Here is a 23,676-nt window from a genome sequence, read left to right as displayed (position 1 = left end):
TTTGTCATCTACTTAACTTCTCCCTTTAAAGTTTCAACTTCTTGAATAAATTGGTCTCCACGTTGTTCGAAGGTCTTAAACTGATCCCAACTAGCAGCAGCCGGTGAAAGTAAGATTACATCGCCATCATCACTTTGTTTATAAGCTTCAGGAACAGCTTCCTTAAGATTATCAACCTTAACAATATTAGAAACATCAGCTTTTTCAGCAGAAGCGATAACTTTATCAGCTGTTTGGCCATAAACTACCAAATTATTAACTTTTCCCTTAAGAGAAGGTATCAATTCATCAAAGCCATTACCACGATCAAGTCCTCCGGCTATCAAAGTGATGGGCTTTTTAAAGGCTGTTAAAGCTACAATTGTGGCTTCAACATTCGTTGCTTTAGAGTCATTATAAAATTTATGTCCACCAAAAGTATCGACATATTGTATCCTGTGCTTGACACCAGTAAATGATGATAATACTTCAACAATATCTTCATTCGAGACATCATACATTTTAGCAACGCTGATAGCAGCTAAAGCATTCTGTACATTATGCTCTCCAGGAATTTGGATCTCATCAGCATTCATGATCTTCTCGCCGTTGCAATAGATAACATCATCTTTAGCATAAGCACCATTAGCAAGTTCTTGATTATCTGAAAATGGAACAATAGTTGCATTTGATTGATCGGCTAAATTACGCCATTCTTCAGTATTCCAATTAACAACAAAGTAATCATCCTTAGTCTGATTCTTAGTAATATGCATCTTAGCCTTAATGTAGTTAGCACGATTCTTGTGAAAATCCAAATGAGTTGAATAAATATTATTTAGTACCGCCACATGTGGATGTAAGCTAATTGTCCCTTGGAGTTGGAAACTTGATAGCTCAGTCACTACGACATCATCTTTGGTAGCCTTTTGAATAACATCAGAAATAGGAATACCAATGTTACCCGCATAATATGAATTCTTAAACTCAGATGAGTGCTTTAACATCAACTGAATTAAAGTTGTAACAGTGGTTTTACCATTAGTACCAGTTACAGCAACCATTGTAGCGTCTGAATAACTGTAAGCTATTTCTGGTTCTGTAATAACAGGAATGTTCAATTCTTCAGCACGTTCAACTAATTCATTTGAATAAAATATTCCAGGGTTCTTTACCAAGTAATCGTAAGAATCATCAATTAAATCTTTATCATTACTTCCTGTAATAACTTTAAAACCATCATCAATTAATGCCTTTGCTTCGGTATTCTTTTCTAACGGATTAGAGTCAACAACTGTTACGTCTGAGCCCATTTTTTTCAAAAGTTTAGCAACTGCAAAACCACTTTTGGCTAAGCCTAAAACTAAGATTTTTTTATTTGAATAATTACTTTTTGTTTTCATTATTATCTTTTACTTCCTATACGAATAAAATTAAATAAATTGCAGAACAAATCAAACCAACGATCCAGAATACGATATCTATTTTCCATTCACTCCAACCTAACATTTCAAAATGATGATGAATTGGTGTCATTTTGAAAATACGACGATGGAAAACTTTGAATGAAAAGACTTGGAGCATAACACTCATAGTTTCAACTACATAAACAAAACCAATCAATAATAGTGACCAGTAATGACCTAAAAGAATTGAAATTGCTGCCAAACCAGCACCCAAAGCTAATGAACCCACATCGCCCATGAAGATCTTGGCTGGTTTGTGGTTGAACAATAGAAAGGCTAATAAAGCACCTACAACTGAGAAACAGACAATTGCAATATCAGCACGATTTTGATTCAAGGCGATAATTCCATATGTAGCATAAGAAATTGTTCCCAAGCCACCTAATAGTCCGTCTAAACCATCAGTCAAGTTAGTAGCATTAGAGAACCCTACTAACCAGAAAAGTGTAAACAAAATAAAAATTACAGCTGAATCAATTGACAAAACACCAGGAATCGTAAAGTTCATTGGCAATTGATCGCCATTATAAACGTATAAGAATATTATCCCAACAATAATTTGTAAAAGTGCTTTCTGCCAGGCTCTAAGTCCAAGATTTCTCTTCTTGAAAACTTTGATGAAATCATCAATGAAACCGATACATCCATAAAGAACAATAACAAAGGTCGTAATCAAAAGTGAGTGAGTTAGTTGCCCTTGCCAAGCACCAACCCAAATATTTGTAACCAAAGCAGCCAGAATAACTAGAAGTCCACCCATCGTTGGTGTACCGGACTTTTTCTCATGCCACTTAGGTCCTTCCTCACGAATTGACTGGCCCTCTTTATGAGCAACTAAATAGCCAATCAGAAATGGCATTAAGATTGCCACAATTACAAACGAACTAACTATGTCGAAAACTATATGACTAATTTCCATGAAAATCCCCTTATTTTATTTATTTTTCAATGTAACTATAATCTTACCACTGTCATTTATCACATGACCAGAGCTGACAGACTGTTTAACAACATATCCATCACCTTTTGTCGTAACTTGCTTACCAGTAATCTCAGCAAACTTCAAAACATCATTCTTTGACCAACCTGTAAGATCTGGCATTGTCATAGCACCATTGGTTAACAAGACCATTCTCTGCCCAGGCATAACTTTCTCACCACTTGCGGGTAATTGTTGAACAACCTTATTACCAGTACCAATAACACCCGATTGTAATTTAAGATTACTAATTTTACTCAAAGAGTCATTAGTTGATTTATCCAATAAACTTGGAACTTCAACATACTGATTACCTGCTTGAGTACTATTTGTCTGAGATTTACCTTGATTTACCAAACGTTTAACTAATGGATTAAAGACCTCAGATAGAATCTTTTCAGGTGATTCTGTCATCTTCTGCGGTTGTCTCATCGTTATATAAACGATGTAATTAGGATCATTATAAGGAATCATCCCTGCAACTGAGAAAATATAGTTATTGTTACCTGTCAAATAGCCACCATTTGGAGAAGCAATCTGGGCTGTACCAGTTTTTACCCCGACCTTGATACCAGGAATATTGTAAACAAGACCTGTACCATAATTTTTTGTAACAACTTGACGCATAGCCTTTTGAACTTGCTTAGCTGTACTCTTTTTGATCGGTTGTCCAACTACTTGTCGCTTAAAGCTTTGGGTAGTCTTACCAGTATTAGCATTAACCACTTTTTGAACTATTTGTGGCTTAATCATCTTTCCATCATTAGCAATTGCTGAAAATGCTTGTAACATTTGAATCGTATTTACATTGACACTTTGGCCAAATGACGTCATTGCTTGATCACTAGTGTGCTGGAATGAAATACCACCAGCTACTTCACCCGGCAATGGAATATTCGTCTTAGTACCAATATCGAAACGACGCATATACTTCATCCAAGTCTTTGATCCCATCCTTTGTTCCAATTTAACCATTCCGACATTAGATGATCTTGGAAAAGCTTCTGACAAAGGTATATAACCCCAGCCAGCATTATTCCAATCACTAATCGTTCTTCCGCCTACTTCAACTGAACCAGACTTATACAACTCATCTGGATCATAATTTCCCGAGTCAATTGACGCCGATAAAGTCAAAATCTTCATGACAGAACCGGGTTCAAATTGATCTTCAACTAAAGTATCACGCCAACTATTAGCCAAGCCCTTACCAGTCGTTGGATTAAAAGTTGGTCGTTGAGTAGCGGCTTCAATCGCACCAGTTTTGGCATTCATAACTAAAATCTGTAAATTCTTTGGTTCATATTTATCAGATATATCTTGTGCCAAAATCTCAGCATACTGTTGGATTTTACTGTTCAAAGTCAAATAAACATTCGACCCATCGATCGATTGCTTCTCATTCACTTGAGAGTTAGGCAATTCATTACCATTAAAGTCAACCTTAGTAATTTTCTTACCATCTTGACCAGATAACAATTTATTAAAATATTTTTCAATTCCCATCACACCACTAATATTACTGTTTTGATCATTAGCATTGTCAGCCTTAGTGATACCAACCAAGTTAGTCGCAAAAACACCACTAGGATAAGATCGTGATGGAAATTCCACAAAATGAATTCCGGGTAATTTTTGAGCCGCAATTTTACGCTTGATCTCTATTGATAGATTACGCCCAGATTGTCCAAATTCCACTTGATACTGTTTCTTATTTTGAGGAGTCAAATATTTAATTAACTGCTTTTCAGAAAGCGGTAAATACTTACTCAACATCCTAGCAGTCTTTTCTTTATCAACTACATAATCAGCCTTACCTGTAGCTGTTTTAGATTTATGATTTACAATTGCATAAATATTATAAATCGTTGAATCTCCCGCAATCATATCCCCGTTAACATCAAGAATATCACCACGTTTAGCATTTACTTTCGTTACTTTTTCATATTTAGCTTTAGTTCTTTTTTCTAGATTTACTCCATCATATTGCTTACTTACAGAGATATAAGCGAATCTTTGGATAAAAAGGATAAAAGAAAAGGCAGTCACAATCAAAATTAATATACCAACTATATAATGATTGCGTCTTGCCTTATTTTTTAATAGTTTTCCGAACTTACTCATTTTGATATATTCCTTACATTATTATCGCTCATTTTTAAATTGTGCTTCTTGGCGAAAGAAGAGAATCGATCAAAACTGCTTAATTCAGAAATTTCTTGTCTTAAATTAACATTACTCGTATTAGTCTTAGAGATTTGATTAGTAAGACTATCTAACTCATTTTGAGAAGAAGTCATCGAAACTTTTATACTAACTAAAGCTACCATTAATGCCAACGTTAAAAGAGAGAGACCTACGATGGAAACAGTCTCAAATTTTGACAGTTTTACACTATGTACTTTAGGAGCTGCTTGGACAACCTTCTCAGGCTGTGGAGCAACTTGATAGTCTTGTAAATTTCTAGCCGTACTTTCTTCTCTCATATTATTTCTCCATTATATCTTTTCAACAACGCGTAATTTAGCACTATGTGCCCGATTATTTTCAGCTAATTCCTTATCGTTAGGCAGAATTGGTTTCCGTGTTATCTGTTTCAAAACTGGTTTAATGTCATCTGGAATGACTGGTAATCCGCGTGGAACATCAACGTGTGAATTATCCTTAAAAATATGTTTTACAATTCTGTCTTCTTTTGATTGAAAAGTTATAACGCTTATCCTACCCTTTGGTGCTAGCAATTTAATTGCTTGATCTAAAGATCTCTCAAGAGAACCCAATTCATCATTTACCGCAATTCTAATTGCTTGGAAAACACGCTTGGCAGGATGACCACCAGTTCTTCTGGCTGCTGCAGGAATAGCATTCTTAATAATATCTGCTAATTCCAATGTAGAAGTAATACGATGATCCTCACGTGTCCGCTCGATAGCACGGGCAATTTGTTTAGAAAATTTTTCATCACTGTATTTATAGAAAATACCGACTAACTCACTATAAGACCAGTCGTTAACAATTTTCTCTGCATCTAAGTCTTGTCTTTGATCCATTCTCATATCAAGACGAGCAGCCTTTTTGTAACTAAAACCTCTGACTGCATCATCAAATTGTGGAGATGAAACTCCTAAATCGTAAACAATCCCATCTACTTCAGTAACGCCTAAATCTAACAAACGTTCTTGCATATTCTCAAAATTATCACGTATTAACGTTAATGTATTATCACCAATAATAGCTGGATCATTCTGAATACTCTCACCGACCTTAATGGCGGCTTCGTCGCGGTCAAAAACATAAAGATGGCTGTGGTGCATACGACCCAATAGTTCTTTACTGTGTCCCCCACGGCCAAAGGTAGCGTCTACATAAATGCCATTGTCATGTGGATTTACCTCATCAATAGTTTCTTTTAAAAGTACTGTTTTATGTTTATATTCGTTAGAAGTCAAAGTCTGTCATTTTCTCCGATATTTCTTCAAAATTATCTTCAGCCTCTTGGCTAAATTTATTCCAGCATTCCTCATCCCATATTTCAATACGATCAGAAACACCTACGATTACACAATTCTTATTTAACTTAGCAAATTTGATCAACGGTGTCGAAAGATTAATCCGCCCCTGTTTGTCAAATTCTACCTCTGCAGCTGCAGAATAAAAGAATCGAGTGAAGGCTCTTGCATCCTTCTTAGTTAATGGTAACTTATCCAATTGAGCTTCAAGTTTATCCCATTGCTCTAGAGGATAACCAAAAAGGCAGCCATCCATTCCACGAGTTATTACGAACTCATCACCAAGTAGTTTTCTAAATTTAGCAGGTACAATAATTCTGCCTTTATTATCAAGTGTGTGATGAAATTCACCCATGAACATGGATATCACCTCAATTCTTTAACACTTCCTAATTTACCACAAATCACCACAATTAACCACACGATATTTGACAATCAGTATAAAGTAGTTAAAAAACTTGCAAACAGTTGGTAATTATACATTTATACGGGTGGGGAGTTTTCCCAAAATCAAAAGAGAAAACCATTACAATATTGCATAAATTTCCTTTGTGAAGTACCATTTCACTATATATAAATTAGGTGGTGGAAGTTTTGGACGAAAAGAAACCTAAAAGTACATTGACTAAAATTATTCAAATTGTTGTTTGGTTGATGATCATTGTCACAATTGGTGGCGTTGTTCTTGGCTCAATTATGAGCTTTATCTAAGGAACGCAAAAAAGAGCCCAACCTGAATTTTTCAGGTTGAGCTCTTTTTGACTAGTTTCTTGGAATTATTAATTGTTTAAAGATTCGGTTCAATAAAATAGCTAGAACAATCAACATGATCATATTTGCTATAAAACTACCACCGTTAATAACTAAAGAGTAAATCCAAGGATTCATTGATTTAGGCGCATATGAACCCCAATAGATACCACCAGCAATAAAGTGCAAGAAGTACTTAGCCAAGAAACCAATTGCTGAATAAAAGATTATTAATCCTAATGCGTTCTTGCCATTTCTAATAGCACGTTGAACTCTAACACTTCCTAAACCAATTAACCCCACGACACCAAAAGCTAATGGATATTCAACAAAACCTTGAAGTGGATTCAAGACTCCTCCACCTAGTCCCCTAAGGAACATATCTAATAGTCCCCAGACTAGGCCAGCCATTAAACCAGGTTTCAATCCTCTTCTTAACGCATAGATGGACATTGGAATCAATCCATAAACAAATTCAACTGACGAGACTCCTGTGGAATGAGGTACATACGATAACCCCATTGCTAAAGCGGTAATGATGGCCCCTTCTGTCAAAACAATTAAACTATCTTGACTACTAGCTTTATTAATCATACAAAAAAACTCCCTTCTGATTTTTTGTCATCACAAGAGAGTTCGAGCTTCTGCTTGAACAACACTATCCCTACGCATGTATTAACATAACAGGTTTAAAGGGTCTGAACAATTACGTTCACTCTCAGCCAAAGGCTCCCCCTGTGTTGACTTATATTATTTAAAGACATTGTACCATAGGACTTATTTTTTTCCAAAGACACGGCCCCAGAATCCAACTTTTTTAGTATCAGTTGATAGGTCTAAAGGAATACTTTCTCCCAACATTCTTCGAGCAATATTTTGATAACTATGACCTGCACTACTATCACGATCAAAAGCTACGGTTTGCCCAGCATTAGAAGCAGAAATAACTTTATCCTCATCAATAACAATTCCTAACAAAGGAATTCCTAAATGATTGACAATATCATCAATTCGCATTGATGTACCTTCATTGATCATATTTTTGCGGATACGATTAATAACTAAATGCGGTGTTATCGGCATATTCATATTCTCTAGAATACCAACTACTCGATCTGCATCACTGACTGAAGCAATTTCTGGATTTGTTACTACTAAAGCTCCGTCGGCTGTTGAGACAGCATTTTGAAACCCATACTCAATTCCAGCTGGACAATCGATCATCACAAAATCAAATCTTTGCTTCAATTCATTGATAATAAGTGCTAACGAATCCTTGTCTAAAACATATTTATCAGCAAACTGCGATGCAGCCAACAAATATAAATTGTCTTCAAATCTAGGATCTCTTACTAAAGCTTGAGATACCACTACCCGATGTTGAGCAACATCAACGATATCGTAAACAACTCGATTAGTTAGACCCATTACAGCATCCAAATTTCGCAATCCTATATCCAAGTCAACCATACATACTTTTTTACCAAGACTTGCTAAGACAGTACTTACATTTGCGGTAGTAGTTGTTTTGCCAACTCCACCTTTTCCTGAAGTTACAACTATTGATATTCCCATAGTTAATCTGTCCTTTTTCTTAAATCATTTATTTTATCTTTGTAGTTTTTTAAATCATCAACGCTAATAGCATGTAGATCATTGATAAAAGCAAACTTACCAGCTTGAAAATCTTCACGATTATCATCCGTTACAATTTCAATAACATCAGCAATTCGCAATTGATCAACATCTTTTAAATTACCAAAAATAGCTGCATTAGGATTATCAGGAAAACCCGCTTGAACGATTCCACTGACTTCTCCCAAAATATAAATAGAACCAGTCGCACATATTTGGGCATCACGATGTAATGATCCTAAAAAAATCAAGTCACCTTTATACTCTAATCTTTGACCACTACGTACAATTCCGGATTCAACGTTAGTCTTGTTAGCGTCGAATAATTCTTTGACTTTCTTCTTATCTTCAACATCCGATTCAATATCCTTTAATTCCAGTTGTGGATATTTTTCAAAGAACTCTTCAATACTTTCTTTTTGTTGACTAGTAAATAATCGTTTACCGGTTTTAATAGTAAAACTAATAGCATCATCATTTTCATTGGTTGATTTAACGTTTTGTTGCATAATTAATTCTTTTAATTCTTTCAACGCATCGTTATAACTAGCGTTCTCATTAAAAATAACTGAGAACCCGTCTTTACCACCTTTTAAAATGATGTCACTCATTTACTATCCCTCCGATATTTCACCAACCAGGCAGACATATTCGCTAACGGAATATAGATAACAAAGAAAACAACTATATTCCATAACAACGTTGGTCCTAACGTATACGTAATGAAATCAAAAACATCTGTACTTGTTTGCTGCAATAATTTTTCTAACAAATAGATTCCCGTTTGCAAAAAGGTTAACGACAAAAAATAAATGGAAATATCATACCCCATATTATTTTTAATCAATAAAAATCTGAAATGATCTATTCCCACCATTAACAGTGGCAATAGAATTGTGTATAGTCCAATGATTCCATAATAGTAAGAATCATAAATAACCCCAAAGACTATACCGTATATGATCAATTGACGACGATCTTCAATTCTCATCGTTAACATAACGATTGCCATTAACATAATTTGTGGCAAAATCACTATCGTTTCATGATTCATATTATTCAAAAAGGCCCATTTTATTAAACCATCTAAATAAAATGCAAATAAGATGAATAATACTTGTCCAAAAATCTTTCGTCTTTTAATATTCATTAATTTTCACCATGAACTGAAGACTTGATGACTGTCACAACAGTAAAGTTACGCAATTCAGCGGCTGGAGTAATATAAACAGAATTAGTCATCCCGTAATTATCCTTCTTAATTCCATAAACTTTACCAATGTACAATCCACGAGGTGTCAAGCCACCTAAACCTGATGTAATAACGCTTTGGCCTTTTTTGATATCTTTTGTAGAATTAACGTTTTCCATCACTAAATCACCAGTGGAACTATCGTAACGACTAACAACACCAGTAACATTTTTGTTGTCACCTAAAATTTCAGCTGCAAACTTATCATTCAATTCATTATTAGTTGAAATCAATTCAACCTTAGAACTGACTTTGTCCACTTCGATAATTCTACCAATTAAACCTTTTCCAGACATAACTGGCATATTTTTCTTAATACCACTTGTTTGACCACGATTAATTGTTAAGTAATTTTGCCAACTACTTGGTGATCGTGACAAAACAGAGGCATTAACTGTACTGTAATCAGTGAGTGTACCATTGAGTTTTAATTCTTGTTTTAATTTCTTATTTTCATCTTGAACTACTTCTAACTTAGCCTGATTTTGTGCTAACTCGCCAATTCTGGTTTTTAAACGTTTGTTTTCAGAATATGTATTGTACAAATCAGAGAATTCTGAGGTAGCATTTTTTACAGCATTAGTTGGATATGCAAATACTCCACCAACAACGCTGACGACATCATTACCAACTTGTTGAACAACTGGTGGTGTACTCTTTTTATCACGAATATTAACCGTTACTGCCAAAAGTCCAAAAGTAACAATAATAAGTATCATTAAAATAATCAATTTTTTATTTGAAAAAAACTTTTGCATTGCTTCCTCCTAGTAGATCAAATAAAAAAAACGGGATTTATCCCGCTTATTTTTGGCGACGCATTACATCGATATTCTTAAGTGATTCGCCAGTACCGATAGCCACACAATCTAGTGGGTCTTGAGCAATGAATACGGGAACTCCAGTTGCTTCTGAGATTACTTCTGGTAAATGATGTAATAATGCTCCACCACCAGTTAAAACAATACCGTGATCGATAACATCAGCAGCAATTTCAGGAGATGTTTCTTCAAGAGTCTCCTTGATTGTCTCAATGATCTCTTGGACATTTTCATGAATTGCAGTTGCAATATCTTCACCAGTTAATTGAACTGTCTTTGGTAAACCTGTAACAAGGTCACGACCACGAATTTGCATTGATTCGATTTCTTTAGCCTTTTCAATTGAGGCTGAACCGATTTGAATCTTAACATCTTCGGCAGTTCTTTCACCAATTTGTAAATTATAATTTGACTTAATATAAGCTGAAATTGAATCATCAAACTTATCACCGGCAACTCGAATTGAGCGTGATGACACAATTCCACCTAGTGAAATGGTAGCAACATCTGTTGTACCACCACCAATATCAACAACCATATTACCGGTTGGATCCATAACAGGAAGTCCAGCTCCGATAGCGGCTGCAAATGGTTCTTCGATTACATATGCTTCACGAGCTCCTGCATGTTGAGTAGCTTCGATAACGGCTCTCTTTTCAACTTCAGTAACACCACTGGGAACACAAACCATTACAGAAGGTTTTGAGTTGTTTGCTGTTTTCTCGATGAAATACTTCATCATAGCAGCAGTCGTGTCATAATCAGCAATTACTCCGTCACGCATTGGACGAATGGCAGAAATACTACCAGGTGTACGTCCAATCATTTCACGAGCATCTGAACCAACAGCAACGATTTCTCCAGTGTTATTATTTTTTGCGACAACAGAAGGTTCGTTTAAAACGATTCCTTTTCCTTCAGCATAAACTAAAGTATTTGCAGTTCCTAAATCTATGCCAAGCTTCTTTGATCCAATACCAAACAATTTATTTCTCTCCTTTAAAGTACACACCACATTTTACGCTAACCAAAATTATATCATACAAAATAACGATTTAAAGTATGACCAATCAGATCCTAAATTAAATTTAATTTCTTTAAACTAGAATATGACTTTCTCGTAATAATTAAATGATCTAATAAGTTTATTCCCATTAAATTGCAACACTTTTTCAGTCGTAAACTGAACTCTTGATCATTCTTCGAAAACATTAATGTCCCGTTTGGATGATTGTGAGCTATCACGATTTGCGTCGCTGAAATTTGAATTGCCTCTCGCAGGATATCTCTTGGATGAACAGTTGCCTGATCAATTGTTCCAATGAAAATAGTCTTCTCATTAATGACATGATAACTGTTATTCAAGTAGACCGCCATTAGCTTTTCTTGTGGAGTACTACCTATTATATTTATTAAATGTTTTCCAATGTCGTCTACTGAAACGACCCGTTCTGATAACTTATCCGACTGAACTTTTCTGGTACCTAATTCAATTGCCGCTAAAATTTTACAAGCTTGGGCAACCCCGATTCCATTAAAAGCCATTAATTGGTCTAAATTCAAATTTAAACCATTCTTATTTGAAACAATTTCTTCTGACAAGTCCAAAACGTTGTTTTTCTTTGTACCATTGCCAATGACAACAGCCATTAATTCTTCATCTTTTAAGGTGCTGACACCATAAGCTAAAATTTTTTCTCTTAAATTTATCATCATACTTGAAATTACGCAAAATAGTTTTCCAAATCCGAGATTAAATAAAAAGACCCCGTAATGAGTAACATCTGTTGCTCATTTAATTGATTCACCATTTTCTGTAACTCGACATGGTAATTTTCAATAAAAGAAACATTCTCATAGTTCGATAAATTATAATCACCAGCAACAGCGGAACGTTGCATATCAAGTGTTGTGATATAAATATGCTTCACTCTTGGCGCTAATTCTTGAATAATCTCACTGCGATCTTTATCTTTCATTCCAGCATATAAGACAATTATATCTTTATTTTCATAATTTGCAGTCAAAGAATTAATTAAATTATAAATTGCTGAAATATTATGTGCTCCATCCATTAAAACTAACGGATTATTTTGTACTATTTGCGCTCTTCCCAATAAATGATGACTATCAAGATTGTCCTTAATAATCTTCTCTGACACCTCAGTTTGGTGTTTTTGATGATATTGAACGTAAGCACAGATAGCAATAGCCGCATTCATCGCAGTTGTTTTTTCAAATCCATCACAAGATATCTCTCTTATTGTTACCTTATCGTCATAATATGTAAATGATAATTTAAAACTTTTTGTCTTAAAATCGTTAATTCCAAAATCTCGACCAAATTTATAAAGTGGACTCGACATTTCCACCGCAGCATCCGCAACTATTTCTTTTATTGAATCCTGCAAAAAACCAGTTACAATTGGCCTATTTTTCTTAATGATTCCAGCTTTTTCAAAAGCTATATCTTGTAAAGTAGGACCAATTAACTTCTCATGATCCAAATCTACCGAAGTAATCACTGACAAGACAGGCGTAATAACATTTGTTTTATCATGGCGAGCACCAATACCAGCTTCAATCACCGCTACATCGACACGACCACGAAAATAAAAATACCCTAAAACCGTAACAAATTCAAATTCTGCCAACGGAATTGAACCAATTTTCTTTATTAAATAATTTACATTATCCAGCAAATCTTGATTGGGAATATACTGATGATTTATCTGAATACGCTCATTAAATACTTTTACATAAGGTGAGATGAACAAACCAACCCTTTTGCCATCAGCTTCTAACAAATTGGCCAAAAAATTACTGGTCGTTCCCTTACCATTCGTACCTGTAATATGAATTGTCTCGTAATCATTTTGCGGATTATCTAAAATTTTTAAAGCTTCTTTAATGTTATCCAGATTATTTGTACGATGAAACTTTGGCAACGAGTGAATATAGTTAATTGCTTCTTCATAACTCTTTAACAACGTAAAGTCACTCCTTTTCAAAGAAAAGGGGTTGGACATTTGCCAACCCCTCTAATTATATACTCAATTTTATTGATTATCTTTTAATTGTTGAATTCTTTGTTGAACTTTTGCTTGACGAGATTGATAGTCAGCCAATTTTTCTTTTTGTTCATTAACAACCTTTTCAGGTGCTTTTTGAACAAAGTTAGCATTGGAAAGTTTCTTATCAAGACGTGTAATTTCTTGATCTAACTTCTTCATCTCTTCACTTTGACGAGCAATTTCCTCATCGATATCAATCAATTCAGCCAATGGAACGTAAAGTTCAGCATTAGTTGTAACTGATGTCATAGCCAAAGCAGGTGCAACAATATCAGTAGCAACCTTCAAATCCTTAGGATGCATGAAACGGTCAATGTAATCTTTATTATTCAAGATAACAGCCTTTACATCTTCATCCTGTGGTTTGATCAAAATATCAACAGCTTTAGACATTGGTGCATTAGCTTCCAAACGAATCTTTCTCAATGACTTAATTAGGTCAATCAAGATATCCATTTGATCCATAGCTTCAGCATTATCCAGTTCAGCGTGATATTCAGGATATTTAGCGTGCATGATTGTCTTACCGTTATGAGGCATTGTCAACCAAATCTTTTCGGTAACAAATGGCATAATTGGGTGCAACAAACGTAATGTTTGATCCAAGACATAAGTTAGAAGCATCTTCTTTTGCTTCTTAGCTGCTTCATCATCCCCTGTTAAAGTAGCCTTACTCATTTCAATATACCAGTCACAGAAATCATTCCAGATAAAGTTGTAAAGATTACGTTCAACTTCACCAAATTCAAATTTATCTAACAAATCATTAACATTCTTAACTGTTTGATTCAATTTAGCCAAGATCCATTTATCAGAAAGGTCATAACTTGTAACTTGGGATAGATCATCCATTGCTGGAGTATCATCGTCAAGGTTCATAATAACGTATCTTGAAGCGTTCCAAATCTTGTTGATGAAATTCCATGAAGCGTCCATCTTGTCATAACTAAATCTAGTATCTTGACCAGGTGTTGTTCCATTCATAACGAACCAACGCAAAGCATCAGCACCATATTTAGCAATAACATCCATTGGATCAATTCCGTTACCAAGTGACTTACTCATCTTACGACCTTGTGAGTCACGCATTAAACCATGGATAACAGTATTATCAAATGGCTTTTTACCAGTAAACTTCAAGCTTTGGAAAATCATTCTAGAAACCCAGAAAGGAATAATATCGTAACCTGTAACCAAAGTATCAGTTGGGAAGTAACGTTTGTAATCTTCTGAATCATTATCAGGCCAACCCATAGTAGAAAATGGCCATAGAGCACTGGAGAACCATGTATCTAGAACATCTGGATCTTGATCCCAGTTTTCGATATCTTTAGGTGCTTCTTCACCAACGTATGTTTCGCCAGTCTTCTTGTTGTACCAAGCTGGAATCTGATGTCCCCACCATAATTGTCTGGAAATAACCCAGTCATGAATATTTTCCATCCATTGAGTAAATGTTGTTTCAAAACGATCAGGCACAAAGTTAACTTTATTATCACTCTTTTGATTTTTCAAAACTGTTTCAGCAAGTGGCTTCATCTTAACGAACCATTGGGTTGAAAGTCTTGGTTCAACTTGAACACCAGAACGTTCTGAGTGACCAACACTATGTACGTAAGGTTCAATCTTGATCATGTCATCATCATCTTGAAGATCCTTAACAATAGCTTTACGAGCTTCGAAACGATCCATACCGTTATACTTACCGGCATTTTCGTTCATTGTACCATCAGCATTCATCGTATTAATACGCTTCAAATCATGACGATTACCAACAGCAAAGTCATTAGGGTCATGAGCAGGTGTGATCTTAACCATACCAGTACCAAAGTCTTTATCAACATAATGATCAGCAATAATAGGAATCTTACGGTCAACTAGTGGAACAACAACTTCCTTACCAACGATATCCTTGTAACGTTCATCATCTGGGGCTACGGCTACAGCCACATCACCAAACATTGTTTCAGGACGAGTTGTGGCAATTTCAATATAGCCAGAACCATCAGCATATGGGTACTTAACATGATAGAAAGCACCTTGATCATCCTTATGGATAACTTCAATATCAGATAAAGCCGTTTGAAGTTGTGGATCCCAGTTGATGATATATTCACCACGATAGATTAACCCTTCGTTATACAATTGTACGAAGACTTTACGAACAGCCTTTGATAGACCTTCATCCAAGGTAAATCTTTCACGTGAGTAATCAAGCGATAAACCTAATTTACCCCACTGTGATTTGATGATTTTGGCAAATTCATCTTTCCAGTTCCAAACTTCATCAACGAACTTATCACGTCCAAGGTCATAACGAGTTACACCTTGTTCACGTAATTTAGCTTCAACCTTAGCTTGAGTAGCAATTCCGGCATGATCCATACCTGGAAGATATAGAGTATCGAATCCTTGCATACGTTTGTAACGAATCAATGTATCTTGAATAGTTGTATCCCAAGCGTGGCCCATGTGCAATTTACCAGTAACATTGGGTGGTGGGATAACGATTGAATAAGGTTTAGCTTTCTTGTCACCAGAAGGTTTGAAATCATTATCATCTAACCATGTTTGATAACGGCCTTCTTCGACTTCTTGTGGATTATATTTTGTATCCATGTCGATTTCTCTCATAGTATTTCCTCCATAAAGTTCGATATTTACTATTTAATAATTAAATATGGGATTGGTTAAGGATGCCCGTCCTCCGCAACAAAACTGAACGGATCTTCCTTTTTTAACTCGTTTACAAATATTTTTGTTTTCCCATATATAGAACTTTGAGCGATTAAGTTGTCTGTGTTTAAACAGAAATCTCTATACGGACGTCTTTCGACGTCCCCATAATAGACTCTAAGTGGCTTCGCCACTAAGAGTCTATAAAAAAAAAGAGCCCTCATCCGAATAGGACGAAGACTCGCGGTACCACCTAAATTAAGAGTTACAAATAACTCCTCACTCAACAGATAACGGTGGCCCGATCATTTTATATGATAGCTCACAGACAACAATTACTCAGTTTGATTTGGCAATTCTCAACAACATGCCTTCTCTGAAATCTAGCTGAATAACACTCCTGCTCAAAGCTGATATTCTGATAATAAATCATAAATTGTGAAACGTCAATCAGTTTTATAGTAAACTGCTGATATTTTCTTGGTCACTTTCCATGAACTTATCACCATGTTCAATAGTTGTGATCTTGATTCCATCCATTGCACGTTGGATTAAACCGTCAACATCGAGTGAACTTTCAAATTTACGTGTCTTTTCGATACTTGGACGTGTTTTTGGTGATGGTGGAGCAAAGACTGTACAACAGTCTTCGAATGGTTGGATTGATAGATTAAAGGTATCAATTTTTTCAGCTAATCGAATAATTTCAGTCTTATCCATTGTCGCTACAGGACGTAAGATTGGTGTTGTTGTGACATCATTGATAGCGGCCATACTCTCTAGTGTTTGTGAAGCCACTTGTCCTACGGCTTCACCATTAAAAATAGCTAAACCATTCTCTTTTTCACGAATCAAGTCAGTCAGTCTCAACATGAAACGACGTTGAATTGTCATTAGATATCCTTCAGGAACCCCAGCTTTTATCGTTTCTTGAATTTCAGCAAATGGCACTTCAATAAACTTGATGTGGCCACCAAAGGCTGTTAATTTTGACGTTAATTCTTTGGCTTTATTCAAGGCTTGTTCTGATGTGTATGGTGGACTGAAGAAATGAACCATTTCAATATCAACACCACGTTTCATAGCTAAATAACCAGCAACGGGTGAATCAATACCACCTGATAGCATCAACATAGCTTTTCCAGCAGTACCAACTGGTAACCCACCAGCACCCTTTACTGTTAAGTATGATAGGTAGATTCCGTCTTGTCTTACTTCAACAGAAATCTTGATATCAGGTTTCTTCATTTCAACATCAATACCAGGGAATTCATCACAAATAGCATCCCCTAGTTGTAAATTAACTTGGTTAGTATCAAGCTCATAGGTGTGATCTGAACGTTTTGTACCAACTTTGAAACTCATACCAGGCTTATAAGCCTCATGCATCATTTCAATGGCTTTTTTCTTAACATCTTCAAAATCACGTGACACTTTAACACTCAATGAGAAAGTTTGAATTCCGAAAACATTCTTTAACTTCTCCATTACTGGCTTAGCATCGGTACCATTCAATTGAATATGCAAACGGTCACGATGTGGTTGCATTCTTAAATCAGGATAATCATTCAAAACTTTAGCTACATTACCATGAAGACGGTCAATAAAGCTCTTACGATTCTTACCCTTAGTTGATAGTTCGCCGTAACGAACCATAATTTCAGTATATTCCATTTAAATCTCCTAATTCAAAATTTGGAAATGATCATGAATTTCATCCAAATTCTTAATAAATTCATCCATTTCAGCTTCTGTATTACTCTCATCTAAACTAACACGTACGGCACTAGTTGCAACATTTTCTTGCACATTCATTGCCTTTAAAGTACCTGATTCCAAACCCTTCTTGGAAGAACAAGCACTAGTTGTAGAAATATAAATATCACGATCTTCAAAAGTATGTACAATCGTTTCGCCACGCACACCATCAATTGTGAAACAAATAATGTGTGGAGCAAAATCATCGGCTACTTGTGAAAAGACGTGGACGTTATCCAAAGTATGTAAGTGGTTAACTAACTTCTCTTTTAGTTGTTCCATCTTGTCAGCTTTTTGAGCTTCATTTTCTTTCAACAAACGGATAGCTTTTGCCATACCAGCGATTGCAGGAGTATTCTCTGTTCCACTACGAAGATTAGACTCCTGACCACCACCAGCCATCAATGGTTCAAGCTGTTTACCTTCCTTCATATAAATAAAGCCAATTCCACGAGGTGCATGGAACTTATGACCTGAGAAAGTATAGTAATCAACTCGAGGATCCATAAACTTAGATTGAAGATTCTTGCCAATTGCTTGGACGGAGTCAACATGATAGCTAATACTTGGATAGTCTTTCAAAACATTGGCAATTTCATGAATTGGTTGAATTGCTCCAATTTCATTATTAACAGCCATTGTTGAGACCAAGATAGTATCGCTACGGATAGCTTTTTTCAAATCAGCCGCACTGATATGACCAGTTTTGTCTACAGGTAAATAAGTTACTTCAAAACCAAGCTCTTCTAGTTGATGCATGGTATTCAAAACTGAAGGATGCTCAATCTCAGTTGTTATAATATGTTTACCGAATTCACGCTTCTTAAAAGCTGTACCCTTGATGATCCAGTTATTTCCCTCGGTACCACCACTAGTAAAGACAACTTCGTCTTGCTTAAAGCCTAATAAATTCGCAATTTGTTTGCGAGATGTTTCCAATAATTCATATGCTTTCAAACCCAATTTATGCAAACTTGAAGGATTACCAAAGTATTCCTCACTGGCAGCATTATAAGTTTTTAGTACAGAATCATTAACTTTTGTTGTTGCACTGTTATCAAAATATATCATTTCTGCCTCACCAAAACAAAAAGGCCTTGCGGCCCAAAATTTTATCTCTTATAACTTAACACAAAACTATACCATTATGCATTAATTGTTTCTTTTATTCGATCAACTGAACCAGATTCAACACTCTCTAAGGCTTTTGAAATAACTTCAACTGCTTCATCATAATTATAATCAGTGTCAAACAAGGCACGTGCACGAATTAATTGATCGCTAAATTCAGGATTCTTATTGGCATAACGATTAGCATATTGTAACAATTTTTCAGACAAGAGAACATTATATTTCAACTTCTTCGTTTTTTCGACTAAGTTGCTCAAATCTTCCTGCGTCACAATTACTTGTTTACTAATATCTTCCATATTAATCTGTTTAGCATCTAATTCATCATAAAGTTTATTAATTTCATCATAAACCATATAGAAATAATCCAAATAATCATCAGGCAATCCATTTAAACGTAATTGTTCAATCATCTTCTTTTGAATTTCTAGACGCTTGGCATATTCATCCACGCTGTTGCGGGCAATACGTTCACTAGATAACATTTGATTGAGATCATCATTTATTGATTTCTCACTAGCCTCAATATCATCTAAGTGCTTAACGATTTCTTTAAAGTCATCCCTGACTTCTGAAAAAATAACCTTCTTATCAGCAATACCTTGTACATCAGCATCGTATTCTTGGCGAACCTCATTCAATGTCGCAAAATTATCATTGAAAGTCTTTGTAGTCTTATCAGCTAAGATATACTCCTCTTCCAACTTTTGAATACGTTTGTCCAAACGATTATGTTGAAAAACAGCATGATTCAAGTAATCTAAAACAGGCTTTTGTTCCTTTAAAACTTCTTTTTTACCATCTATTTCTAATGTCAAAGTTTCATATAAATCGTCAATACGTTGTTTAATATCTTCATTATTAGTATTAACAGCATCAAAGTTCAAATCACCCAATTTGCTGTTAGACTCTTCAATTTCATCTTGAACTTCCGAGATCTGTTGAATAATGTCATCTTTAAATTGGAAATATTGTTTAACTAATTTTTGATAGACAAACTTTATCTCATCAACTTGTCCAGGGAAAACTTCATTCAAGTCATGATACAGAGGTTCAATAACTTTTAATTGATCTGTGATCAAGCCTAACTTGAGTTTCACATCATCTAAGTATTGGCTGGCTTCAATATGATCACCTTTATCAGTTAATTGTTTCTCCTGATCCAATAAATTAGCAATCTCTGACAACTCATCTTCTAACTTATCAGTTGCGGGTCCATAGCTAAAGGATTGGGTTAAGACTTGTTTTCGTAAAGTTTGATATTGTTTTTGCAATTCTTCACTGTGAGTTGCATTTAGTTCGTTGCTAGCTAGTAAATCTTCAAAACCTTTAGAAACTTCACTGATCTTTTTCTCAAAAGCAGCGACCGCAGTATTGACTTTTTTCAAATCATTGGCTGAACCAAATACCTTAAATTCAGTATTCTTATACTCAGCTGCTCTCATTTGTTTCAAAATGTCGGTAAGCACTTGATCAACTTGCTCACGATAACTGTCTTTTAATTGGTTAAAACGATCTTTACTGGCACCAGCAAGTTTCATTTCTTCCAATTTCTTAATTTTTTCATCTAAAGTAGCTTTTTTTAAACGATCTGTTTGATCCTTTAACTTATTTAAAGTAGATGCGTTCTTCCTTTGCAAGAACCACATATACCACAAGAAGATCAATACGATCACTATTATTCCAATAATAATTGCAAACACTTTTACACCCCTAATGACAATTGCGTCTTATCTCAAGGAAATTATACCAAATATTATTACTATTATTAGAACTATCAACTTTTCATAATAAAGTTTTAAACTATTCCTTCAAAAAATTTATTTTGACAATTGGTATCAATCACGTTACACTAGTCTTCGTGTAAAATATGCAGCAAAGAGCGGCAAGAACGTCAACATTTATCGACGATTTAGTTCAACAAGTAACCTGTGGGCTGCACATGGCGAAAATTGTAACGATAACTGCACGAATGCTGTGCTCTAGTTAATTATTTTACTCCAGACAAACATTTTGGAGGAATTTATTTATGTCAAGATATACAGGACCTCGTTGGAAATTATCACGTCGTTTAGGAATTTCACTTTCAGGTACAGGTAAGGAAATTGCCCGTAGAAACTATGCCCCAGGTCAACATGGACCAAACGGTGGCCGTCGTAAGGTTTCAGAATACGGTCAACAATTAGCTGAAAAGCAAAAGTTACGTTTCATGTATGATGTTAACGAACGTCAATTCCGTAACCTATTTAACCGTGCCGGTAAGATGGAAGGAATTCACGGTGTTAACTTGATGATTCTTCTTGAAACAAGATTGGATAACATGGTTTATCGTTTAGGTTTAGCAAGTTCACGTCCACAAGCTCGTCAACTTGTTAACCACGGTCACATTACTGTTGATGGCAAACGTGTTGATATCCCTTCATACGAAGTTAAGATTGGTCAAAAGATCAGCCTTCGTGACAAGTCAAAGAACCTTACAATTGTTAAGGCTAACCTTGAAAACGTTGTTGGTCGTCCTGGTTTCGTTACATTTGATGATAACGAAATGACAGGTTCTCTAGTACGTAACCCAGAACGTGACGAACTAGAACCAAATATCGATGAATCATTGATTGTTGAATACTACAACCAAATTCTTTAATATTTGGAACAAATGCATCCACTCCTTGGTGGGTGTATTTTTTTTTACAAAAAAAAGAGAATGCCTATTTGGCAACCTCTTCATTAAAAAGAACTAAGTATTGACTTAAGCTCATAAATTTATCTTTCAATAATTTATCATAATCAGCGCCGGATACAATCGGATCATCTTTTAAAAGTTCAAATCCTATTACTAAGTCACTAGATTTAACTTTTTGATAATGCTTAATTACATCATTAAAATCAGCGGCGTCTTTTAAAATACTAGAAGTGTGATCATTTGACACTCCCCAACCTTCTGATATGATTTTATCTTGATACTTTTTTAAAATTGGATAGTAGTTCACCCTATCTCTAATATCCGCCAATAAACTAAAAGTTATAAAATAACGATCTGGCCACAAGCCAAATTCTAGATGTGGTGTCTTTTTATAACCTTTTTTATCCTGGTTGATGGCTAACCAAGTATCTGGTGGTGGATTCTTCGTTCGACGCTGATGCTTAGCTATCTTTAAAAAGAACTTCTGATGATACTCATCTTCAAGTGCCTGAAGTAAATCTTGACCTAAAACCTCAAACTTAGGATCAAGATCTTTTCTAATCAACTCCAAACGTCCACTCAAGGTATCATCATTGAAAACTTTAAAATCATTTTTATCAAACATGTTCTCAATCCTTTGTTGTAGAATATATACATATTAATTATATAGGAGGAATTATGCAAAAACCATTAGCATATCGCATGCGACCTACTAATATTGATGAAATTGTCGGTCAACAGCATTTAGTTGGTCCCCATAAGATCATTCGCCGAATGGTTGAAGCCAAAATGTTATCTTCAATGATTCTCTATGGTCCTCCTGGGATCGGAAAAACTAGTATTGCTAGCGCAATTGCGGGGAGTACTAAATATGCTTTCAGAAAATTAAACGCTGCTACTGATAGTAAAAAGGATTTACAAATAGTAGCTGAAGAGGCCAAAATGAGTGGAACGGTGGTCCTTTTATTGGATGAAATCCATCGTCTAGATAAGACTAAACAGGATTTTCTCCTTCCATTATTGGAAAGTGGCTCCATTATTTTAATTGGTGCAACTACTGAAAACCCATATATCAATATAAGCCCTGCTATTCGCTCTCGTGTACAAATTTTCGAATTATATCCACTTACTAGTGATGACTTAAAAAAAGCTGTTAGAAGAGCCTTAGAGGATGATAAGAACGGATTAGGTAAGTATGATGTTAAATTGGATGAGAATGCTCTAAATCTGTTAGTCAATTCGACAAATGGTGATTTACGAAGTATTCTAAATGGTCTCGAGTTATCAGTGCTTTCAACTAAAAGTGATGAAAACGGGCAAATCCACATCGATTTACAATCAATTGAAGAGTCAATTCAACGTAAAGCTATCTCAGCCGATAAGAACGGTGACAGCCATTACGACGTTATCTCCGCTTTTCAAAAATCGATCCGTGGAAGTGATCCTGATGCTGCATTATTGTATCTTGCTCGACTTTTAGAAGCTGGTGAATTAACATCGGCTATCCGTCGATTACTAGTCTGTGCCTACGAAGACGTTGGTTTAGCCAATCCGCAAGCTTGTGCCCGGGCCGTTCAAGCCGCTCAAGTAGCACAAATGGTCGGACTGCCTGAAGCCAGAATTCCTTTAGCAGATGCAGTGATTGATCTTTGCCTCTGTCCTAAATCGAATTCTGGTATGGCAGCTATTGATGATGCACTAGCAGACGTCCGTGATGGCAAAGCTAGCTCGATTCCTGACGATTTAAAAGACGCGCACTATTCTGGCGCCAAGAAATTAGGTCATGGACTAGATTATAAATATCCACATAATTATCCTAATTCTTGGGTTGAACAACAATATCTACCTAACAATCTTGTTAATAAGAAATATTATCAACCTAAGAACACTGGTAAATATGAACAAGCATTAAATCTTCGAATGCAACAAATTCAAGAATGGAAAAAGAATTCAAAACGGGGTTAGA

The 23,676-nt window shown here is 35.4% G+C and carries 22 protein-coding genes and 1 riboswitch; of the genes, 3 read left to right on the top strand and 19 right to left on the bottom strand.

Annotated elements, in window-relative coordinates; genetic code table 11:
* Positions 1 to 8: 8 nt before the first annotated feature.
* From murD to mraZ, 6 genes are read right to left on the bottom strand one after another with little or no spacing between them, the layout of a single operon-like run.
* Complete coding sequence (gene murD, locus FC97_RS01935) at positions 9 to 1,382, bottom strand: UDP-N-acetylmuramoyl-L-alanine--D-glutamate ligase (RefSeq protein ID WP_054643644.1); 1,374 nt, start codon at positions 1,380 to 1,382, stop codon at positions 9 to 11.
* A gap of 16 nt (positions 1,383 to 1,398) precedes the next feature.
* Positions 1,399 to 2,364, bottom strand: a complete 966-nt coding sequence (mraY, locus tag FC97_RS01930) for a phospho-N-acetylmuramoyl-pentapeptide-transferase (protein WP_025084743.1) — start codon at positions 2,362 to 2,364, stop codon at positions 1,399 to 1,401.
* 15 nt (positions 2,365 to 2,379) lie between these two features.
* Positions 2,380 to 4,548 carry a penicillin-binding transpeptidase domain-containing protein gene (locus FC97_RS01925; RefSeq protein ID WP_054643645.1) on the bottom strand — a complete coding sequence of 723 codons (2,169 nt, stop codon included), beginning with the start codon at positions 4,546 to 4,548 and terminating at the stop codon, positions 2,380 to 2,382.
* On the bottom strand, positions 4,545 to 4,910 hold the full coding sequence (gene ftsL, locus FC97_RS01920; RefSeq protein WP_054643646.1) for a cell division protein FtsL: 366 nt from the start codon (positions 4,908 to 4,910) through the stop codon (positions 4,545 to 4,547). Before ftsL ends, FC97_RS01925 begins: the two co-directional genes overlap by 4 nt.
* Before the next feature lie 12 nt (positions 4,911 to 4,922).
* On the bottom strand, positions 4,923 to 5,873 hold the full coding sequence (gene rsmH, locus FC97_RS01915) for a 16S rRNA (cytosine(1402)-N(4))-methyltransferase RsmH (protein WP_054643647.1): 951 nt from the start codon (positions 5,871 to 5,873) through the stop codon (positions 4,923 to 4,925).
* Positions 5,863 to 6,294 (bottom strand): division/cell wall cluster transcriptional repressor MraZ, encoded by a 432-nt coding sequence (mraZ, locus tag FC97_RS01910; RefSeq protein ID WP_054643648.1) that lies wholly within the window; start codon positions 6,292 to 6,294, stop codon positions 5,863 to 5,865. Before mraZ ends, rsmH begins: the two co-directional genes overlap by 11 nt.
* 224 nt (positions 6,295 to 6,518) lie before the next feature.
* Between mraZ and FC97_RS13190 the strand changes: the two genes are divergently transcribed.
* A complete protein-coding gene (locus tag FC97_RS13190; RefSeq protein ID WP_371125782.1) occupies positions 6,519 to 6,644 on the top strand; it encodes a DUF4044 domain-containing protein in 126 nt (41 codons plus the stop codon).
* A gap of 51 nt (positions 6,645 to 6,695) precedes the next feature.
* On the opposite strand, the gene thiT is transcribed toward FC97_RS13190, so the two are convergent.
* From thiT to FC97_RS01845, 12 genes are all read right to left on the bottom strand, one after another.
* The gene (gene thiT / locus FC97_RS01905; protein WP_054643649.1) at positions 6,696 to 7,277 is read right to left on the bottom strand and encodes an energy-coupled thiamine transporter ThiT; all 582 of its coding nucleotides are present in this window, start codon (positions 7,275 to 7,277) and stop codon (positions 6,696 to 6,698) included.
* Positions 7,278 to 7,326: 49 nt separating this feature from the next.
* Positions 7,327 to 7,429: riboswitch (TPP riboswitch) on the bottom strand.
* A gap of 31 nt (positions 7,430 to 7,460) precedes the next feature.
* The gene (gene minD, locus FC97_RS01900) at positions 7,461 to 8,258 is read right to left on the bottom strand and encodes a septum site-determining protein MinD (protein WP_054643650.1); all 798 of its coding nucleotides are present in this window, start codon (positions 8,256 to 8,258) and stop codon (positions 7,461 to 7,463) included.
* A 2-nt stretch (positions 8,259 to 8,260) separates the two neighbouring features.
* Entirely contained in the window at positions 8,261 to 8,929 is a 669-nt protein-coding gene (locus FC97_RS01895) for a septum site-determining protein MinC (protein WP_054643651.1), read from the bottom strand.
* The gene (gene mreD / locus FC97_RS01890; protein WP_054643652.1) at positions 8,926 to 9,468 is read right to left on the bottom strand and encodes a rod shape-determining protein MreD; all 543 of its coding nucleotides are present in this window, start codon (positions 9,466 to 9,468) and stop codon (positions 8,926 to 8,928) included. The genes FC97_RS01895 and mreD overlap by 4 nt, the downstream gene beginning before the upstream one ends.
* A complete protein-coding gene (mreC, locus tag FC97_RS01885; protein ID WP_054643653.1) occupies positions 9,468 to 10,328 on the bottom strand; it encodes a rod shape-determining protein MreC in 861 nt (286 codons plus the stop codon). The genes mreD and mreC overlap by 1 nt, the downstream gene beginning before the upstream one ends.
* Before the next feature lie 46 nt (positions 10,329 to 10,374).
* Complete coding sequence (locus tag FC97_RS01880) at positions 10,375 to 11,376, bottom strand: rod shape-determining protein (RefSeq protein ID WP_025085321.1); 1,002 nt, start codon at positions 11,374 to 11,376, stop codon at positions 10,375 to 10,377.
* A 92-nt stretch (positions 11,377 to 11,468) separates the two neighbouring features.
* A complete protein-coding gene (gene radC / locus FC97_RS01875) occupies positions 11,469 to 12,107 on the bottom strand; it encodes a RadC family protein (protein ID WP_054643654.1) in 639 nt (212 codons plus the stop codon).
* An 8-nt stretch (positions 12,108 to 12,115) separates the two neighbouring features.
* A complete protein-coding gene (locus tag FC97_RS01870; RefSeq protein WP_054643655.1) occupies positions 12,116 to 13,381 on the bottom strand; it encodes a bifunctional folylpolyglutamate synthase/dihydrofolate synthase in 1,266 nt (421 codons plus the stop codon).
* Between the two features lie 69 nt (positions 13,382 to 13,450).
* A complete protein-coding gene (locus tag FC97_RS01865) occupies positions 13,451 to 16,099 on the bottom strand; it encodes a valine--tRNA ligase (protein ID WP_054643656.1) in 2,649 nt (882 codons plus the stop codon).
* Between the two features lie 498 nt (positions 16,100 to 16,597).
* Complete coding sequence (gene thiI / locus FC97_RS01855; protein ID WP_025085325.1) at positions 16,598 to 17,815, bottom strand: tRNA uracil 4-sulfurtransferase ThiI; 1,218 nt, start codon at positions 17,813 to 17,815, stop codon at positions 16,598 to 16,600.
* A gap of 9 nt (positions 17,816 to 17,824) precedes the next feature.
* Positions 17,825 to 18,970 (bottom strand): cysteine desulfurase family protein, encoded by a 1,146-nt coding sequence (locus FC97_RS01850; RefSeq protein WP_054643657.1) that lies wholly within the window; start codon positions 18,968 to 18,970, stop codon positions 17,825 to 17,827.
* A 74-nt stretch (positions 18,971 to 19,044) separates the two neighbouring features.
* Positions 19,045 to 20,733, bottom strand: a complete 1,689-nt coding sequence (locus tag FC97_RS01845) for a septation ring formation regulator EzrA (RefSeq protein ID WP_082397591.1) — start codon at positions 20,731 to 20,733, stop codon at positions 19,045 to 19,047.
* A gap of 326 nt (positions 20,734 to 21,059) precedes the next feature.
* Here FC97_RS01845 and rpsD point away from each other — a divergent pair, with 326 nt between their 5' ends.
* Complete coding sequence (gene rpsD, locus FC97_RS01840) at positions 21,060 to 21,671, top strand: 30S ribosomal protein S4 (protein WP_054643658.1); 612 nt, start codon at positions 21,060 to 21,062, stop codon at positions 21,669 to 21,671.
* A 64-nt stretch (positions 21,672 to 21,735) separates the two neighbouring features.
* Here the strand turns inward: rpsD and FC97_RS01835 are convergent, their stop codons facing one another.
* Complete coding sequence (locus tag FC97_RS01835) at positions 21,736 to 22,335, bottom strand: DUF1054 family protein (protein ID WP_054643659.1); 600 nt, start codon at positions 22,333 to 22,335, stop codon at positions 21,736 to 21,738.
* Between the two features lie 53 nt (positions 22,336 to 22,388).
* On the opposite strand from FC97_RS01835, the gene FC97_RS01830 reads away from it, so the two are divergent.
* A complete protein-coding gene (locus FC97_RS01830) occupies positions 22,389 to 23,675 on the top strand; it encodes a replication-associated recombination protein A (protein ID WP_054643660.1) in 1,287 nt (428 codons plus the stop codon).
* Position 23,676: the final 1 nt, after the last annotated feature.

This window comes from Companilactobacillus kimchii DSM 13961 = JCM 10707, assembly GCF_001435445.1.
Classification (GTDB): Bacteria; Bacillota; Bacilli; order Lactobacillales; family Lactobacillaceae; genus Companilactobacillus; species Companilactobacillus kimchii.
This window is presented reverse-complemented; position numbering and strand designations above follow the sequence as displayed.

Bases quoted from the DNA above. Each gene is read 5' to 3' on its own strand.
- FC97_RS01850 (WP_054643657.1), bottom strand. From the start codon at position 18,970: ATGATATATTTTGATAACAGTGCAACAACAAAAGTTAATGATTCTGTA.
- thiT (WP_054643649.1), bottom strand. From the start codon at position 7,277: ATGATTAATAAAGCTAGTAGTCAAGATAGTTTAATTGTTTTGACAGAA.
- FC97_RS01830 (WP_054643660.1), top strand. From the start codon at position 22,389: ATGCAAAAACCATTAGCATATCGCATGCGACCTACTAATATTGATGAA.
- ftsL (WP_054643646.1), bottom strand. From the start codon at position 4,910: ATGAGAGAAGAAAGTACGGCTAGAAATTTACAAGACTATCAAGTTGCT.
- FC97_RS01835 (WP_054643659.1), bottom strand. From the start codon at position 22,335: ATGTTTGATAAAAATGATTTTAAAGTTTTCAATGATGATACCTTGAGT.
- FC97_RS01895 (WP_054643651.1), bottom strand. From the start codon at position 8,929: ATGAGTGACATCATTTTAAAAGGTGGTAAAGACGGGTTCTCAGTTATT.
- thiI (WP_025085325.1), bottom strand. From the start codon at position 17,815: ATGGAATATACTGAAATTATGGTTCGTTACGGCGAACTATCAACTAAG.
- murD (WP_054643644.1), bottom strand. From the start codon at position 1,382: ATGAAAACAAAAAGTAATTATTCAAATAAAAAAATCTTAGTTTTAGGC.
- mreC (WP_054643653.1), bottom strand. From the start codon at position 10,328: ATGCAAAAGTTTTTTTCAAATAAAAAATTGATTATTTTAATGATACTT.
- minD (WP_054643650.1), bottom strand. From the start codon at position 8,258: ATGGGAATATCAATAGTTGTAACTTCAGGAAAAGGTGGAGTTGGCAAA.
- mreD (WP_054643652.1), bottom strand. From the start codon at position 9,468: ATGAATATTAAAAGACGAAAGATTTTTGGACAAGTATTATTCATCTTA.
- FC97_RS01865 (WP_054643656.1), bottom strand. From the start codon at position 16,099: ATGAGAGAAATCGACATGGATACAAAATATAATCCACAAGAAGTCGAA.
- radC (WP_054643654.1), bottom strand. From the start codon at position 12,107: ATGATGATAAATTTAAGAGAAAAAATTTTAGCTTATGGTGTCAGCACC.
- rpsD (WP_054643658.1), top strand. From the start codon at position 21,060: ATGTCAAGATATACAGGACCTCGTTGGAAATTATCACGTCGTTTAGGA.
- FC97_RS01925 (WP_054643645.1), bottom strand. From the start codon at position 4,548: ATGAGTAAGTTCGGAAAACTATTAAAAAATAAGGCAAGACGCAATCAT.
- mraY (WP_025084743.1), bottom strand. From the start codon at position 2,364: ATGGAAATTAGTCATATAGTTTTCGACATAGTTAGTTCGTTTGTAATT.
- mraZ (WP_054643648.1), bottom strand. From the start codon at position 6,294: ATGTTCATGGGTGAATTTCATCACACACTTGATAATAAAGGCAGAATT.